Annotated in this window: 18 protein-coding genes; 13 read left to right on the top strand and 5 right to left on the bottom strand. The window is 41.8% G+C overall.

What is annotated here, in order from left to right; all coding sequences use genetic code 11:
• Positions 1-152 precede the first annotated feature (152 nt).
• The 10 genes from IEE86_RS14810 (at position 153) to liaR (ending at position 8,827) form a co-directional block, all read left to right on the top strand.
• A complete protein-coding gene (locus IEE86_RS14810) occupies positions 153-1,103 on the top strand; it encodes an ABC transporter substrate-binding protein (RefSeq protein ID WP_191097892.1) in 951 nt (316 codons plus the stop codon).
• The gene (locus IEE86_RS14805) at positions 1,069-2,127 is read left to right on the top strand and encodes a FecCD family ABC transporter permease (RefSeq protein ID WP_191097891.1); all 1,059 of its coding nucleotides are present in this window, start codon (positions 1,069-1,071) and stop codon (positions 2,125-2,127) included. The genes IEE86_RS14810 and IEE86_RS14805 overlap by 35 nt, the downstream gene beginning before the upstream one ends.
• Positions 2,124-3,410 carry a heme ABC transporter ATP-binding protein gene (locus tag IEE86_RS14800; protein ID WP_191097890.1) on the top strand — a complete coding sequence of 429 codons (1,287 nt, stop codon included), beginning with the start codon at positions 2,124-2,126 and terminating at the stop codon, positions 3,408-3,410. The genes IEE86_RS14805 and IEE86_RS14800 overlap by 4 nt, the downstream gene beginning before the upstream one ends.
• Before the next feature lie 135 nt (positions 3,411-3,545).
• Complete coding sequence (locus IEE86_RS14795; protein ID WP_191097889.1) at positions 3,546-4,115, top strand: cob(I)yrinic acid a,c-diamide adenosyltransferase; 570 nt, start codon at positions 3,546-3,548, stop codon at positions 4,113-4,115.
• A 166-nt stretch (positions 4,116-4,281) separates the two neighbouring features.
• Positions 4,282-4,677 carry a hypothetical protein gene (locus IEE86_RS14790; protein ID WP_191097888.1) on the top strand — a complete coding sequence of 132 codons (396 nt, stop codon included), beginning with the start codon at positions 4,282-4,284 and terminating at the stop codon, positions 4,675-4,677.
• A gap of 15 nt (positions 4,678-4,692) precedes the next feature.
• Positions 4,693-5,358, top strand: coding sequence for a stress responsive protein LiaH (liaH, locus tag IEE86_RS14785; RefSeq protein ID WP_191097887.1), 666 nt, complete (start codon positions 4,693-4,695; stop codon positions 5,356-5,358).
• Between the two features lie 111 nt (positions 5,359-5,469).
• The gene (liaG, locus tag IEE86_RS14780; RefSeq protein WP_191097886.1) at positions 5,470-6,339 is read left to right on the top strand and encodes a LiaG family protein; all 870 of its coding nucleotides are present in this window, start codon (positions 5,470-5,472) and stop codon (positions 6,337-6,339) included.
• Positions 6,340-6,369: 30 nt separating this feature from the next.
• A complete protein-coding gene (gene liaF, locus IEE86_RS14775; RefSeq protein ID WP_224741027.1) occupies positions 6,370-7,134 on the top strand; it encodes a cell wall-active antibiotics response protein LiaF in 765 nt (254 codons plus the stop codon).
• A complete protein-coding gene (gene liaS, locus IEE86_RS14770; protein ID WP_191097884.1) occupies positions 7,131-8,195 on the top strand; it encodes a two-component system sensor histidine kinase LiaS in 1,065 nt (354 codons plus the stop codon). Before liaF ends, liaS begins: the two co-directional genes overlap by 4 nt.
• Positions 8,192-8,827, top strand: a complete 636-nt coding sequence (gene liaR / locus IEE86_RS14765) for a two-component system response regulator LiaR (RefSeq protein WP_073979036.1) — start codon at positions 8,192-8,194, stop codon at positions 8,825-8,827. Before liaS ends, liaR begins: the two co-directional genes overlap by 4 nt.
• A gap of 42 nt (positions 8,828-8,869) precedes the next feature.
• Here the strand turns inward: liaR and IEE86_RS14760 are convergent, their stop codons facing one another.
• From IEE86_RS14760 to IEE86_RS14745, 4 genes are read right to left on the bottom strand one after another with little or no spacing between them, the layout of a single operon-like run.
• Entirely contained in the window at positions 8,870-9,238 is a 369-nt protein-coding gene (locus tag IEE86_RS14760; RefSeq protein WP_191097883.1) for a hypothetical protein, read from the bottom strand.
• A 38-nt stretch (positions 9,239-9,276) separates the two neighbouring features.
• Positions 9,277-10,398: a Ger(x)C family spore germination protein gene (locus IEE86_RS14755; protein ID WP_191097882.1), complete on the bottom strand. Its 1,122-nt coding sequence runs from the start codon at positions 10,396-10,398 to the stop codon at positions 9,277-9,279.
• Complete coding sequence (locus IEE86_RS14750; protein WP_191097881.1) at positions 10,395-11,489, bottom strand: GerAB/ArcD/ProY family transporter; 1,095 nt, start codon at positions 11,487-11,489, stop codon at positions 10,395-10,397. The genes IEE86_RS14755 and IEE86_RS14750 overlap by 4 nt, the downstream gene beginning before the upstream one ends.
• Positions 11,476-12,900 (bottom strand): spore germination protein, encoded by a 1,425-nt coding sequence (locus IEE86_RS14745; RefSeq protein ID WP_191097880.1) that lies wholly within the window; start codon positions 12,898-12,900, stop codon positions 11,476-11,478. Before IEE86_RS14745 ends, IEE86_RS14750 begins: the two co-directional genes overlap by 14 nt.
• Positions 12,901-13,013: 113 nt before the next feature.
• Between IEE86_RS14745 and IEE86_RS14740 the strand changes: the two genes are divergently transcribed.
• Positions 13,014-13,181, top strand: a complete 168-nt coding sequence (locus tag IEE86_RS14740) for a YvzF family protein (RefSeq protein WP_003213147.1) — start codon at positions 13,014-13,016, stop codon at positions 13,179-13,181.
• 87 nt (positions 13,182-13,268) lie between these two features.
• Positions 13,269-14,663 carry a class II fumarate hydratase gene (gene fumC, locus IEE86_RS14735; RefSeq protein ID WP_191097879.1) on the top strand — a complete coding sequence of 465 codons (1,395 nt, stop codon included), beginning with the start codon at positions 13,269-13,271 and terminating at the stop codon, positions 14,661-14,663.
• Between the two features lie 84 nt (positions 14,664-14,747).
• On the opposite strand, the gene IEE86_RS14730 is transcribed toward fumC, so the two are convergent.
• Entirely contained in the window at positions 14,748-15,626 is an 879-nt protein-coding gene (locus tag IEE86_RS14730) for a TetR/AcrR family transcriptional regulator (protein ID WP_191097878.1), read from the bottom strand.
• A gap of 192 nt (positions 15,627-15,818) precedes the next feature.
• On the opposite strand from IEE86_RS14730, the gene spxO reads away from it, so the two are divergent.
• Complete coding sequence (spxO, locus tag IEE86_RS14725; RefSeq protein ID WP_191097877.1) at positions 15,819-15,983, top strand: anti-adapter protein SpxO; 165 nt, start codon at positions 15,819-15,821, stop codon at positions 15,981-15,983.
• Positions 15,984-15,988: the final 5 nt, after the last annotated feature.

Here is a 15,988-nt window from a genome sequence, read left to right as displayed (position 1 = left end):
GTCAAAGGCTGTTTTTCTTTTATAAGGGCAGAAAAGACATATTGGGAATCACATATACAACCTATCTGCACTGTAGTATAATATTCCCGAAATTAGAAAAGAATTGACGAAAGAGATGACATCAAGCAGTACATAAAGCAGGGGGTTTATTGATGAAGAAGTTAACGGGTATTTGGCTATCATTGTTACTTGTGATCGGTGTTTTAGCAGGGTGTGCAGGTACGGAAACGGACCAAAAAACAAACAGTTCAAAGCCTAAAGAGACAGTGGCTGCGGCATTTCCTGTATCAATCAAAGATGCAGCTGGTAAAACAGTTGAAATCAAAGAACAGCCTAAACGAATTGTTTCGTTAATTCCAAGTAATACAGAGGTTGCCTATGCTCTTGGCCTTGGAGATAAAATCGTTGGAAGATCAGACTTTGACAACTATCCAAAGGAAGTAGAAAAGGTAGAGAAGATTGGCGGTCTTGACTTCAATGTCGAGAAGGTTATTTCCTTAAAGCCTGATCTTGTCTTAGCACATGCATCACAAATGAGCTCAAAAGATGGATTTAAACAGCTTGAAGATGCAGGGATTCAAGTGCTGACTGTCAATGATGCAGCCTCCTTCAAAGATGTGTATAAGTCTATCAATATGATTGGTGAAGCAGCCGGCGTAAAAGAAGCATCAACGAAGCTTGTAGACGAGATGAAATCAAAACTGAATGACATCAAAAAACAAGCAGAAGCCATCTCCAAAGACAAACAAAAAACAGTTTTTGTCGAAGTATCAGGTGCGCCTGAAATTTATACAACAGGTAAACAAACGTTTATGGACGAAATGCTGTCTGTCATTCATGCAAAAAATGCCGCTGGCGATCAAACGGGCTGGGTGCAAATGACGGAAGAATCAATGATTAAACGAAATCCTGATGCCATCGTTACGATTGATGGCGCCAGCTTAGCTGATCTGAAAAAAAGAGACGGCTGGAAAGCGATCAAAGCAGTCAAAGAAAAACAAGTCTTTCAATTGAATACGGATCTGGCATCACGACCGGGACCGCGATTGGTTGAAGGAGTGGAGGCTCTTGCGAAAAGCATCTATCCTGACACGTTCAAATAAAATCATCATCGCATATACATTAAGTGCTTTACTTCTTGTGGTGAGTATTGGAATGGGGATCTCATTTGGTAGTTTAGGGATTCCCATTCCTTCTATCCTTCGGATCTTTGTTCATGAAGTATTTGGAATCCAGGCCGGAACCATTGATACAATTGACCGCAATATTATGATGAATATCCGGCTGCCGAGAGTGATATTAGCGGCGTTAGTCGGAGCAGCTCTGGCGTTATCTGGTGCAGCCTTTCAAGGTTTATTAAAAAATCCCCTCGCTGATCCTTATACACTTGGGGTATCTCAAGGGGCATCTGTGGGGGCTGTAGCAACATTATTTTTCAGCTTGCAGTTTCCTTTGCTTGGCAGTTTTACACTGCCTTTTTTGAGTATGACAACAGCGCTTGTCACACTATGTCTCGTCCTCTTTTTTGCCCGTCTGGTTCACAGAGGAATGAGCATTTCTTCTTTAATTTTGACGGGGGTCATCTTCAGCTCTTTTTTAGGAGCGCTCATTTCATTAATGATTGCGTTAACAGGTGATGATTTAAAAGAGATTATTCATTGGCTTCTAGGCAGTGTGTCTATGAGAGGCTGGCGATATATTGCTCTTTTCCTTCCTTTTTTCCTCATTGGTACATTTGCACTGATCCTGATGGGAAGAGATTTAAATGTGATGACATATGGCGAAGAAAAGGCAAAGCTGTTAGGGGTTCATGTGAAACGGAGCAAATATGTGGTGCTGCTTGCAGGTTCTATTCTGACTGGCAGTGCAGTGGCTGTATCAGGAACGATCGGATTTGTAGGACTTGTGATCCCGCATTTTATCCGTCTTTTAGCCATCACGGATCACCGGCATCTGCTGCCTTTGTCTATGCTAAACGGCGCTTCCTTTCTCGTTTTAGCAGATGTGCTCTCCCGTACGATCATTGAACCGACTGAATTGCCTATTGGCATCATTACGGCGTTAATTGGTGCACCTGTCTTTGGCATCATCCTCATCCGCAGATATAGAGGAGGGACGCATCTATGATTCAAGTGAAGGAAGTTAGAGGGGGATATGGTGAAAAAGAGGTCATTCACGGCGTGAGTTTTGAAGTGGAGCGAGGAGAATTCCTCGGCATCCTTGGTCCGAATGGGAGCGGTAAGACGACGCTGCTTAAAATGATCGCAGGTATATTAGCACCTGAGAGCGGCCAAGTAAAACTGAGCGGCCATCCAGTTCAATCCTACCAGCCAAAGGCACTTGCGCAAAAACTGGCGGTTCTTCCCCAGAAGACCGATCAGGCCTTCTCATTTACAGTGGAAGAAACTGTTCAGTTTGGGCGTTATCCTTATCAGAAAGGGTGGCTACAATCTGTTACGAAAGAAGATATAGAGATTGTCAGCAAGGTGATGGATCAAACAGATATTGCTCAATTTAAGGATCAATCCATCCATGAGTTAAGCGGGGGCGAACAGCAACGGGTTTACTTAGCTCAAGCGCTGGCTCAGCGCCCTGACTATTTATTGCTGGATGAACCAACAAGCTTTCTTGATTTAGCCTATCAAAAAGAGTTACTCGATTTGATTAAACAAGAGACCGCTTCCTCTAACTTAACGGTTATCGGTGTGTTTCATGATGTAAATATCGCCAGTCTGTATTGTGATCGGCTGCTGCTGCTTCATGAAGGAAGGGCTGAAATGTTAGGACAACCACATCGCGTCTTGACGACCGAACGGATCAACCGTGTGTATGAAACGAATGTGACACCGCTTCAGCATCCACTAAGAGCCAATCCTCAGCTGATGATTGAGCCTGCGGCAAATTCTAAAGCACGAAGTGTAAATTTAGCGGATGGATGGAGAACGCATGGCTCAAATGGGATGACGTTTTCCATCAAACAGCCGCTTCGCATTCTGTCTTCACATAAGAAAAGCGGTGGTTTCTTTTGGAAAAGCTCGCTTGGAACGGGAACTGAGATGCTTCGTGAACAGCTAGAACCATCTGAAGATATGTTATTTTTCGACCAAGCGAATGGATTAAAGCAATACGCCGCAGAAGACAATGAAGACGATCTGATTCTTTACGGCATGCGTCATCAAAAAGAGCTGACCATTTGGCTTGTGCTAAAAAGGTCTTTATCAGACGGAGCGTTTGTTCAGCTCATGGGACAGCTTGTGCACATCATGAAACAAGAGACAAGCATCTCCATTCATCATCTTTGTATCGCTTGTGCCAACATGCAAGAAACTGAAGATGATGACCTTTTACATGAAAGATTAGGAGAGAAGGTGCATCGTCTTCTTCATACATTGAATGCCATTCAAAAGTGAACCAATGGGTTCGCTTTTTTGTTTATGATGCGAATCAATAGAACATTAAAATGACAGTCTGTTAGTAAAACAAATACATCCTATTGACTTCAGGGTATACTAAAAGGACAAAGCGAAAAACAGGGGTGAAAACAGGTGAAACTTTATACAAAAACCGGGGATCAAGGCCAAACAGGCTTAATTGGCGGGCGAGCTGATAAAGATGACATCAGAGTAGAAGCTTACGGTACGTTAGATGAGGCAAATAGCTTTATTGGACTTGCGCATGCAAACTTACGGCAGCATGGCGAATTGTTTCAAGATATTCTGTCTGAGCTGATGGTCATTCAGCATGAACTGTTTGACTGCGGCGGTGATTTGGCAACGGTGAAACCACCGAAAGAAGGCAAGTTAACAGAAGAATCTGTCACAATCCTTGAAAAGCGAATGGACGTGTATGTAGAAGAAGCCGCACCGCTGACTAAATTTATTTTACCTGGCGGCCAGGAAGGCGCTGCTTTCTTACATGTGGCACGGACAGTCGTCAGAAGAGCCGAGCGGCATATTGTGACACTTGCAAAGCAGGAGGAGATTCCAGCAGTGACGCTCACATATGTGAACCGTCTCTCTGACTATTTATTTGCTGCCGCCCGTATTGTGAATCATCGGCTCGGTGAAGCAGATGTTGAATATGAACGAAGTGCGCATGTGTTTCGGTCTAAATAAGGGAAAGCACTCTTCGAATGAGAGGAGTGCTTTTTTGTTGGGTGCTAACGCTTAGTCTGAGCAAAGTTACGACTCTGGTCGCAATCAAAGATCAATCTACGACACGTTTTGCCGGTCTTCTTTTTTGACTATAGTTAAAGCAAGGAGCAAGAAAGGAGGCATGAAGATGAAAATAACAAGTAAAACCATCATCGGTTCGATTCTGATGTTTGTCGGTTTATCCATCTTCTTCGGTGGTTCACTAGGAGGGCTGATCCCGACTGTGATAGGGGCGTGGCTCATCTATCTCGGTGTAAAGAAATATGAGAAAGGCAGTAAAACTTTAGGTGTTATTTTAGCAGTCATTGGTGTACTACTCGTCGTGCAATCTCTGCCATTTTTACTCGGAATTGCATTTGCTGGAGCACTTCTCTACTTTGGCTGGAAGATGATCAATGGTGAATCAGCAAAGGAATCATCAGGCAGAACATCATATATGGAGCCGGGTGCGGCACCGAACATGAAAGAACCCATGCACACGACATTTGATCAAGAATGGGAAGACTTTTTAAAGAAAAAATAAAGGGAGGAATATGAAATGGTATTAAGAAGAGTAAGAGATATGTTTGTCGCAACTGTCAATGAAGGCTTAGATAAAATGGAGAATCCACGTGTTATGTTGAATCAATACGTTCGTGATATGGAGGATGATGTTGCGAAAGCGAAACATGCCATCATCAAACAGCAAACGATTCAGCAAGGCTTCCTACACAAGGCAGAAGAGACGGAAGCATTTGCTGATAAGCGAAAGAAGCAGGCGGAGCTAGCATTTCATGCGGGAGAAGAAGAGCTTGCGCGAAAAGCACTTACTGAAATGAAGTATTTTGAAGAAAAACATAAGGAATATCAGGATGCTTACCAGCAATCTGTGAAACAATTGACAGAGCTGAAAGAGCAATTGCAGCATTTAGAAACGAAGCTACGTGATATTAAAGACAAAAAGCAAGCACTGATTGCTAGAGCAAATGCCGCACAGGCAAAGCAGCATATGAACGAATCTATCAATAAAGTAGATAGTGAAAGTGCGTATAAGGAATTTCTTCGAATGGAGAATCGTATAGAAGAAATGGAGACAATAGCAGGCAGCTATGCACAATTTACAGAACAAGGAGCCTATGCCCATCTAGATTATGCCGACGAAGTTGAAAAGGAATGGCAGAAGCTCAAGCTCGAGAAGAAACCTGAGGAGCAGCAAGCAAAATAAGGAATATGTGTCAAGTCGGGAGAAAAGCAGGTTTTTTCTTCCGATATTTGATTTCTTTCTGTTTCGCTTTTCCTTATAATAAAAAGGTCAAAAGATAAAGGGATGATATGAATGAAGCGGTTAATCGGTCTAATTTGTATACTTGTAGGCGTTCTTTTAATGATTGGGATGCTTTTCAAAAATGGAGATCTCTTTCATTTGAGTTTCTCTCGTGAAAAAGCGGTGTCAACAGCTTCGGCGAAAAAAGATGAGATTGATCATTTAGATATCTCTCTTTCTGGGTTTCGCGTGAAGGTAAAACCTGAAAATCGTTCCGATATTTCCGTGACTGTCGTCAGTGGAAAAGGGAAGATGTATGCGGAGCAAGCAGATGGTACATTCAAAGTCCGTGCAGAAAATAAAGGTTTCTTGTTTTTTTCTCCATTTGAAAAAGGAGAACTTTTAGTGAAGGTTCCAACAGATTATCATAAAAATGTGAAAATTACGGGTGGAAGTGGTGTGAGTGAGGTAAATGGCGAAGGGAAGCTGTCTCTTCAAGATGTGACGCTCAAGTCAACGAGTGGACGCTTGACAGCTGAGAATTTCTCAGCAAAGCGTGTTGAAATCAATACTACATCCGGCAGATTGGCAGTATCTCATATCGATGCTGAGGATAGTGACATCAGTACAACATCGGGTCGTGCTGATATTCAAAATGTAAAAGGGCGGCTACAATTGGGCATGACAAGCGGTAGATTGACTGCCAGCTTTGATACAATTGATGCACCTGTCTCCTTTCAAATGACATCAGGCAGTGCGAAGTTTAACTTACCAGATAAAGGGGACTTCAAGGTACAAACAAGGAAGACGACTGGAAGTGTTGATCATACTTACAACTTTGATCAGGTCGATAATGAAGGCCGAGGCTTTACGGGCACGAGAGGAAAAGGAACACACTTAGTCGATATTGAAATGACAAGTGGAAACCTAAAACTGCGGTAATGAACGTAAGAAAGGAAGGAGGCGAGTCAACTGCGTTTTTCAAGAAATCAAATTTTAGGCATCATCGTTGTGATTTTTGGTATTAATCTATTTCTCAAAATTATTGGGATCGGAGCAGACCTTTTTTGGCCTGTGTTTTTTGCGCTAGCAGGCTATTGGCTGCACTCACGATCCAAACGTTGGCTCGGTTCAGTTTCCTACATTTTTGCCGGCTTTCTCTTTTTAAAATTTCTGCTCAATATCACTTTTAGTTTAACAGGATATTTATTTGCGGCCTTTTTGATCTATGCTGGTTATCGCTTATTGAAGAATAAACCTGTTTTTGATGTCGATAAAAAGGAATCTTCAGACGAGGAAAAGCCTTCGCTTAAGGTCAATCTTGAAAAAGAGGGCGACCAAAAGAAAACAAAGAGCCAGACAAAGCCGCACAAAGAGCATGACTTTTTTATCGGTGAAGTCAGGCTGATGAAAAAACCGTTTCAATTAAGTGATTTGACGATTTCAGGATTTATTGGTGATGTCAAAATTGACTTATCAAAGGCCATCATCGCAGAAGAAGAAAGCACCATTGTGATTAGTGGACTCATTGGAGATGTAGATATTTACGTGCCGCAGGATATTGAAGTGTGTGTGAGTGCTTCCGCCGCGATTGGTGATATGAAAATCATTGATGAAAAAAGAAGCGGATTCGGCAGTAAAGTGTACGTGATGACCAATGATTACGATGAGAGCAAGCGAAAAGTGAAAATCTCCATCTCTCTACTGATCGGAGATGTGGATGTGAGGTACTTATGAGGAAACTGCATTTAGGCATCCAGTGGCAATCGGTTCGTCTCGCAGTAGGGGTCTCGCTCGGTGCTGTCATCATGACGACACTACCGATGTTTTTTTATTATCAGCTTGATCCAATGATCCTGCTCTCTACACGCTGGTTCGGCATTCCGTTTTTTTGTATTTTACTCATCATCAGTCTTGTCATTGGGGTTTCTGCTGGGCATGTGTTTGGCTATCAGCATAAGAAACGTCTCGATCAGCTTGTAGAGTCAATCTTGAAGTTTGAAAATGGGAACTTTGCGTACAGACTGCCGTCTCTTGGTGATGATGAAATTGGTTTAGCGGCCGATCAATTAAATGAAATGGCGAAACGGATCGAAGGGCAAGTAGCCTCCTTACAAAAGCTCTCAAATGAGCGGGCGGAATGGCAGGTTCAAATGAAGAAATCAGTCGTCTCAGAAGAGCGCCAGCGTCTAGCACGTGAGCTGCATGATGCGGTCAGCCAGCAGTTATTTGCGATTTCGATGATGACCTCTGCCATTCTTGAAAGAATCAAGGAAAAGGATGAAAAGATTTTAAAGCAAATGCGTCTTGTCGAACGAATGGCTGGCGATGCACAAAATGAGATGCGTGCCCTTTTGCTTCATCTAAGACCGATTACGCTTGAAGGAAAAGACTTGAAAAAAGGCTTAATCGAGCTGCTCAATGAATTCCAGGCAAAGCAGCCGATTGATATTGACTGGGAGATAGAAGATGATGTCCCGCTTTCTAAAGGGGTAGAGGACCACCTATTCCGAATTGTGCAAGAAGCCCTTTCAAATGTGTTTAGACATGCGAAGGCGACAAAGGTGACCGTGCGTCTCCTGATTAGAAATCGGCAGGTGCAGCTGAAGATCATCGACAATGGTATCGGTTTTCAAACGGATCATGTGAAGACGGCCTCCTACGGACTTGAATCAATTCGAGAAAGAACAAGTGAAGTGGGCGGTGTTGCAGAGATTATGTCATTTGAGGGAAAAGGAACACAAATTGATGTAAAGGTTCCGATTTTTGATGAAGGAAAAGGAGAGAACGTTCGATGATTCGAGTGCTTTTAATCGACGATCATGAAATGGTGAGAATGGGGCTTGCTGCCTTTTTAGAGGCACAGGCTGATATTGAAGTCATTGGTGAAGCGTCAGATGGACAAAAAGGTGTAGAGCTAGCAATTGAATTAAGACCAGATGTGATTTTAATGGATCTTGTGATGGAAGGCATGGATGGCATCGAAGCAACGAAAAGAATTTGTCAGGAAATCGAAGATGCCAAAATCATCGTCCTGACGAGCTTTATTGATGATGATAAAGTATATCCAGTGATTGAAGCAGGTGCTTTGAGCTACTTATTAAAGACATCCAAGGCAGGAGAAATTGCTGATGCCATTAGGTCTGCGAGTATCGGCGAACCAAGGCTTGAATCAAAGGTCGCTGGAAAGGTGATGAATAAACTTCGTCATTCATCAAATGGGTCAATCCTGCACGATTCATTAACCGCGAGAGAAATGGAAATATTGAAGCTGATTGCGGATGGGAAATCGAATAAAGTGATTGCTGAGGAATTATTTATTACAATTAAAACAGTGAAAACCCATATTACCAACATTCTGTCAAAACTTGATGTAGAAGATCGAACGCAAGCAGCTGTATATGCACATCGACATAAGCTGATTCAATAAAAAAACAGCTTTCATTTGAAAGCTGCTAGAACATGCGTAAATTTAGTCCTTCTGTCCTGTGATCGGACGTTCGGATAGTTGATGGAGCTCAGGAACTGGGAAAGCCTCAGGCTCCTCGGCCGATTTGTCTTCCAGGGTTTTCTTCATTTCGGATAGTAGCTTTACGCTCTCCTTTGCCACTGCCGCTTTTTTCTCCTGCAAATCAATGATCTGTGAAAGTCCGACGAATAATCCGCCTCCAATCAGAAGGAGCGCAGGGGTTTGTCCATAATAAATCACGATCAAAAATGTGCTCGAAAAGCTGTCGGCTTCAATGAAGAAATCCTCTTTTGATTGCATGAATACGACGATTAACAGAAGTATTCCTAGAATCAAAAATAGAATGCCGGCCGAAAGTAAAGCTCGTTTCATGATTGACACCCTTTTTTTTCTTACCATTTTAACATACTCTATAAGGATTGTGTTGCGCCCTTAGTCCCGAAGTCACGGATTTTCACATTTGCCTTGTAACGAATGTCCGATTCACTAAATATCTCATCCCAATGCTTCGCTTCTTTTCGAAATTCCTTCGGGTACGCAATACTCGCTTTTTGAGAAAACCCACAAATATCTGCTTTGATCTCGTGCTGTAGTTCCTCTATGAAATTTTTTACGTTATTCTCTAATCGTTGCTTTACAACACCTTCGATTTCTTGGAGATATTTTTCATTAAATGCGTTTTCGCGCTCATTCCAATCCTCTGACAATCTTCCATCAAGCTCCACGGACACATCAAATTGATATTTTCCGCTGGCTGTTTTATGCGTCTCGATGTTGTGCTTGAGTTTGAAAATCTCATAAGAATAGATGCTGTGATCATATTTAAATTCAATGACTCCGCCTTTTCCGTCCCCAGTCAGCAGGTTGTATGACTGCACTGCTAACGGAGAGATGTTGGTGAGAAAGCGTCTATTCTTAATAATAGAGGCACCGTCAAGCATTAATTTCCCCTGATTGACACTGACTTTTGGAAGCGCAAAGGATACGTTGTTTTGCATAGCAGAAGAAATATCTCCTAATGAGACGGGCTTGAACATACGTATGGTCGTTTTTGTATTCGCAGAAATATCATATAATGTAGAAGAAGCGGGCTGCCCATCGTCATTGATTTTCAGCAAGTCCCCAGGCTTCTCTGAGGTCATAAAGACGAGGCTTCCTCTCCGCGTTTCATTGTCACGAATAAATTGATTAATGACGAGGTCGAAATTATTCTCATTGATGAGCTCCTCAGAAAATAAATACACCCTCAGCTGCTGCGCAAAAATACGGTGACTTTTGAGAGTAGTTGTTCGGAATATTTGATGCACGGAATCCCCGTTTGTTTCAATTATTTTTGTTGGGTCTTTTACGCTGGATTCTTGCTCAATTTTTTGAGGAACAAGGACTTGCATAGATATTTTAAGCTTATGACCGTCATCTCCTTTATCTAAGCCATAACCAATCGCCATATTGAGCTCCTCAATATTGGTACTATCCCAGCATCCACTTAATAGAACAAGGGTCAGGAATGCAAAGGTCGCCTTCTTTTTCATGCTGCTTTCCGCCTCCTTTTAAAAAACACGATGATAAATAAGAGAAACGGGAGGATACCGAATAAAAGGAAAAATAAATGGTTCACATAGGTTAAATAATCACGCACTGTATCAACATCCTTTGGGAAAATGGCGGCAAAGTAGATGACAATTCCCATTAGCGTGAGCACGATCTTTTTAGGAAACTTGGTCAGCTTGGATAGGCCCATTGCAGCAAAAAACGTATATCCTACAAAGCTCGTATAAAGCTGGACCAGCCAAACGATGAGCAAAAAGGATTCAATTCGTTCAATAAAAATCCCTTGAATATCAAACGATTGAAATAAGGCAATGGTCGGCCAAGTTAACGTCGCCGTTTCTTTGACCGTCAGTGCTCCAACCACAAGAATATAAGTGAAAATATAAATGATTGCAGGAATCAAAAAGCCGACTGTGCCATAAGCAAAGGTATGCTTTTGCGTGTTCATATAGGCCGGCATAAACAGCATCATTTCAATGCCGACAAATGAAATGGCTGACGCATTAAAGGAATTGAAGACAGGGGAGAAGCCCTCTCCTAAAACTGGCCGAAGGTTATCTAATTTAAATTCTTGCAGACTGAGCCCGTAGGCGATAAACAAGATGATGAGGGTGACAATGAGAAAAAAAGGACATAGCCTGGCAAAATCACCAATCCCGCCGATCACAAGATAAAGACCGACCATAATAAAACTGATCATTGTCACCGCTACAGGCGTGTTTTGAAGCAAAAAGAACTTCACCATCTCCGACATAGCCCGTACTTCATAGCTGGCGACACCAAGAAAATAAATAATAATCAACAAGTTAGCAAGAGCACCAATCCACTTTCCAAGCCCCTCGTTTGTATAATCATAGTAAGAGGAAAAGGGGACTTTTTTCATCATAAGGACATTCACAAAAATAAACACAATGTAAATGACACTCATGAGTAAGAGTGCAATCCAGCCGTCAGGTGTAGGCGCAGCTTGAGCCATTGATCTTGGCAGAATCATCATACTTGCGCCTAGCGTGGTATTTGCGATAATGGCACTTGCCTGATAGCTTGTGATTGACTCTTTATGATTGACCATGTCGTTCCCCTTTCTTTTGATTTTTCAAAGGCAATCGAATAATGGAATTGTCTTCGTTTTTATAGCTGAACACAAAGTCTGGCGAGAAGTAAGGAGTCCCAAAGCTTTTTTGTCTCGTTAAATGAGTAAGGAGCACGAGCATGAAGAGCACTAGCCCATATAAACCAAATGTAGCCGCAGTAAACATAGACACAAAGCGGAGCACGCGAAACGACATACCCATTCCATATTGAGGAACGGTAAAGGAAGCGAGTGCAATAATACTGACGATAATCACCATGATTGAGCTGACAATGTGAGCCTGAACGGCTGCCTGTCCAATGACTACTCCGCCTACAAGTCCAATCGTTTGTCCAAGCGGGTTTGGCAGCCTTAAGCCAGCTTCCCGTAATAGCTCTATGGTCATTTCCATAATGAGTGCCTCCACAATCGGCGGAAAGGGAACATTCTCCCTAGTGCTTGAAATCGAAATGGCCAAAGTGGTTGGCAAAAGTCCTTGATGGAAGGACACAAGCGCAATATAAATCGCAGATAAAAACAGCGTAAGAAAGATAGAGGTAAACCGCAGTAAACGAATAAGTGAAGCGGCGATCCATCTTTCATAATAATCATCAGGTGATTGCATAATCGTCGAAAGGGAAGCAGGCACAATGAGTATAAAAGGCGAATGATCGACAAAGATGGCGACTCGCCCATTGTTCAAAGCAGATGCGACTTTATCAGGCCGTTCTGTGTTTTGAATTTGCGGAAAAGGAGAATATACATTGTCTTCAATGAGCTCCTCAAGAACACCAGAATCTTGTATATCATCAATCGTGACTTGCTTAAGCCGTTTTTTCACTTCTTTTAAAACAGAAGGATCCACAATATTGTCAATGTACATGATGGTCACTTGGGTGTATTTCTTTTGACCGATTTTCATATCAACGGTTTTAAGGTCAGGGTTTTTCAAGCGCTGTCTGACGAGAGCCAAATTCGTATCTAAATCTTCAATGAAACCAACTTTCGGTCCTCTCACCACTGTTTCAGATGTAGAATCCCCTAAACTACGTTTCTTCGTACCATGCGTTTCTAAAATATAAGCATGCTGAAATCCGTTAATCAGCACCACACAATGCCCTTCAAAAATCGCATCAATCAATTCTTCAGAGGTCTTCGCCGAACGGGTTGTCATCATCGATAAATTAGATTCCAGCTTCTCTTTTGTTAGAGACGTATGATCTTGGAGAAGCAGCTTTAAAAAGGTTTGAATCTCCATCTTTTCGTTCATTTCTTTAATGTATAAATAGTAAATAACTTGTCCGTGAGGTAGCGTTTTTTTCTCATGGATCAAATCGTCCATATCCTTTAATTCCGGGAGAATGACGGAGAGATTATCGTATAAGTGCTCTTTCAATGGAGTCTGTTTCACAAGGATCACCCGCCTCAACATCTTTTTCTTAGCATTACCTGCTTGAAAAAACAATATTCTGTGTTACATTATTTTGTGGCAAAAGAAAGAATGAGGGTTTTGGAGGACACAAGATGGCACAAATTCGTTTAGCAGGAACCAAAGAGGAGATCGACCGTATTCTACAGTCGTTTGACAAACATTATGAGGTGACGTATACATCAAAGGATTACGGGAAAACGAATCCAAAATACAAATATTCGAAAGATGTTCGCGTTTATATTGAACTAAAATTAAAATAAAGATAAAATTTTAATTGAAAACGCTTAAAGGATTTTCGTTTTTTGTATAGAATAGAGTTGAGTGATGAAGCTATGGAGGGATACATAATGACAGAATTTAGAATCGAAAAAGATACAATGGGCGAAATCAAGGTGCCAAAGGACAAGTTCTGGGGTGCACAAACACAACGAAGCAAAGAAAATTTCAAAATCGGTTCTGAGAAAATGCCAAAGGAAGTTGTGAATGCGTTTGCAATTTTGAAACGTAGCACAGCGATTGCCAACGAACGTCTTGGCAACTTAGAAAGTGAAAAAGCAGAAGCGATTGCTGCTGTATGTGATGACATCATCAGTGGAAAGTATGACGAGCATTTCCCGCTTGTTGTATGGCAAACAGGAAGTGGAACACAAAGTAACATGAACATGAACGAAGTCGTTGCAAATAGAGCAACAGCTTACTTGAAAGATAAAAATAGTGAGTTCAGCATTCATCCGAATGATGACGTTAACCGCAGCCAAAGTTCAAATGATACATTCCCAACGGCTATGCACGTGGCCGCTGTTTTAGCTGTGTACAAAAAATTATTGCCTGCTATTGACCAGTTAAGAGCCACTCTTGATGAGAAAGCGAAAGCGTATCAAGAGATCGTCAAAATCGGTCGTACGCATCTGCAAGATGCAACACCACTGACAGTTGGTCAAGAGATTAGCGGATGGGTGTACATGCTTGATCGTTCAAAAGAAATGATTTTAGAATCTACTGAGAAAATGAGAGAGCTTGCGATTGGCGGAACAGCTGTTGGTACAGGAATTAACGCACATCCTGAGTTCGGTCAATATGTCGCTGAGGAAATCAGCAAGCTGACTGGTCAAGCATTCAATTCTTCACCAAACAAATTCCATGCGCTGACAAGCCATGATGAAATTACGTATGCACACGGTGCCCTAAAAGCACTTGCGGCTGATTTAATGAAAATTGCCAATGATGTGAGATGGCTAGCAAGTGGTCCTCGCTGTGGAATTGGCGAATTGATCATTCCTGAAAATGAGCCAGGAAGCTCGATTATGCCAGGAAAAGTCAACCCAACCCAAAGTGAAGCTTTAACAATGATTGCAGCACAAATCATGGGGAATGATGCAACAATCGGTTTTGCAGCAAGTCAAGGAAACTTTGAGCTGAACGTATTCAAGCCGGTCATCATCTATAACTTCTTGCAATCAGTTGAATTACTTGCTGACGGCATGAACTCATTCCATGACAAATGTGCAATTGGAATCGAACCAAACCTAGAAACAATCGAGAAAAACCTGAATAATTCATTGATGCTTGTGACGGCACTTAACCCGCACATCGGATATGAAAATGCAGCGAAAATTGCTAAGCTTGCTCACAAAGAAGGATTAACATTAAAAGAAGCAGCACTTCAATTAGAGCTATTAACAGAAGAGCAGTTTGACCAGTTTGTGAAACCAGAAGAAATGGTCACACCGAAAGCAAAATAAGAAACCAGGGGCAGCTGCCCCTGGTTTTTTAAAATGGAAAGTGATGTGGAACAAAATGAAAACCCAGGGGGGCTGCCCTGGGCTTTACAAGTGATCCTCTTTCAAAATACGCAAAAGTGACTCGGAGATCGATTGGAGCGGGTCGTATAATTTCAGTTGATAGAGCATGCCTTTGACGATGACTTGTCTTGGCTTTTGTTTGTTCAACTCATTTTCTAAAATGCCGAGCGCTTCAAATAAATCCGTCTCTTCTTTCACTTCATAGTGTGCATCCGCAAGCTCTCTTAATTCTTTTAACAAAGATTCTGTCAGCGGGTCGAATGACCGTTCATAAATAGGACCAAACCAATCACTCGCTTGATCGACGGAAATGAGGGGAAGATCGTTTCGCTTCATCATGCCGCCCATCAAATCATCGATACGGTGAATCATGGTTTTCGCAAGCTCTTCAGCCTCTAGCTGGAAATCATATAAAATCGCAAGCTCAAAATAAACATGACTCATGCCCTCGATCGTCAAACAAAGATCAGCCATATAAGGAATAGCAGCGTCTCCATATACCTGTTTAATGTTATCAATGTGAAGCTGGATGGTTGCAAGCCGAATTTGTTTTGCGAGCTGCTGCGTTTCTTCATTCAGCGGGAGCGCCCTGTCGCTCAGCTGCATTTTAATAAAATCCTTTTGCTGCAAAATATTATCGTAATAGACAGTGAGCTGTTTTCGGTAGGCTTCTTTTGGTGTGCCGCCCTCTGTTTGAACCTCATGAATCCGGGTAAATACCTTATCGTAATAGTAATGCAAGATCGAAATGAGCAGTGCTTCCTTTGATTTGAAATAAAGATAAAAAGCACCCTTTGACATTTGGCATTCATCCGCAATTTCCTGAACAGACGTTGTATTGTAGCCTTTGCTGGCAAATAATTTCATACCCGCCTCAATGATCATTTTTTCTTTCTTTTTCAATATGAATGTCATCCTTTCTTACCGAGAGACAAATGTCTTAGGAAACGTGCACAAAGAGATGTGACTTATCGGTCATAAACGACAAAAGTTTTCAAAAATTAATCAGATTGTAACTTGTTTTTTACAGTGTAATTCTTTATATTATAAAGTAAGGTGACCAACTGGTCAAAATATGTGAAAGGATGATGTTCCATGAGAGAAATCGATGATATGATTAGACGCCTGCGGACAAAAGGGATTCAAGTAGAAAAAGTCAAAATGCCGAAGGAAACCACAATTGAAAAGAAATGGATGTATCAAGCTGGCAAGAAGATGAAAGCCACATACCGTGATTTCAACGGGTATTCATTCATTTAAAAAAA

Source organism: Bacillus crepusculi (genome assembly GCF_014764715.1).
In the GTDB taxonomy this organism is placed as follows: domain Bacteria; phylum Bacillota; class Bacilli; order Bacillales; family Bacillaceae; genus Bacillus.
Note: the sequence above shows the minus strand (reverse complement) of the source record. Positions and strands in the feature narration are given on the sequence as shown.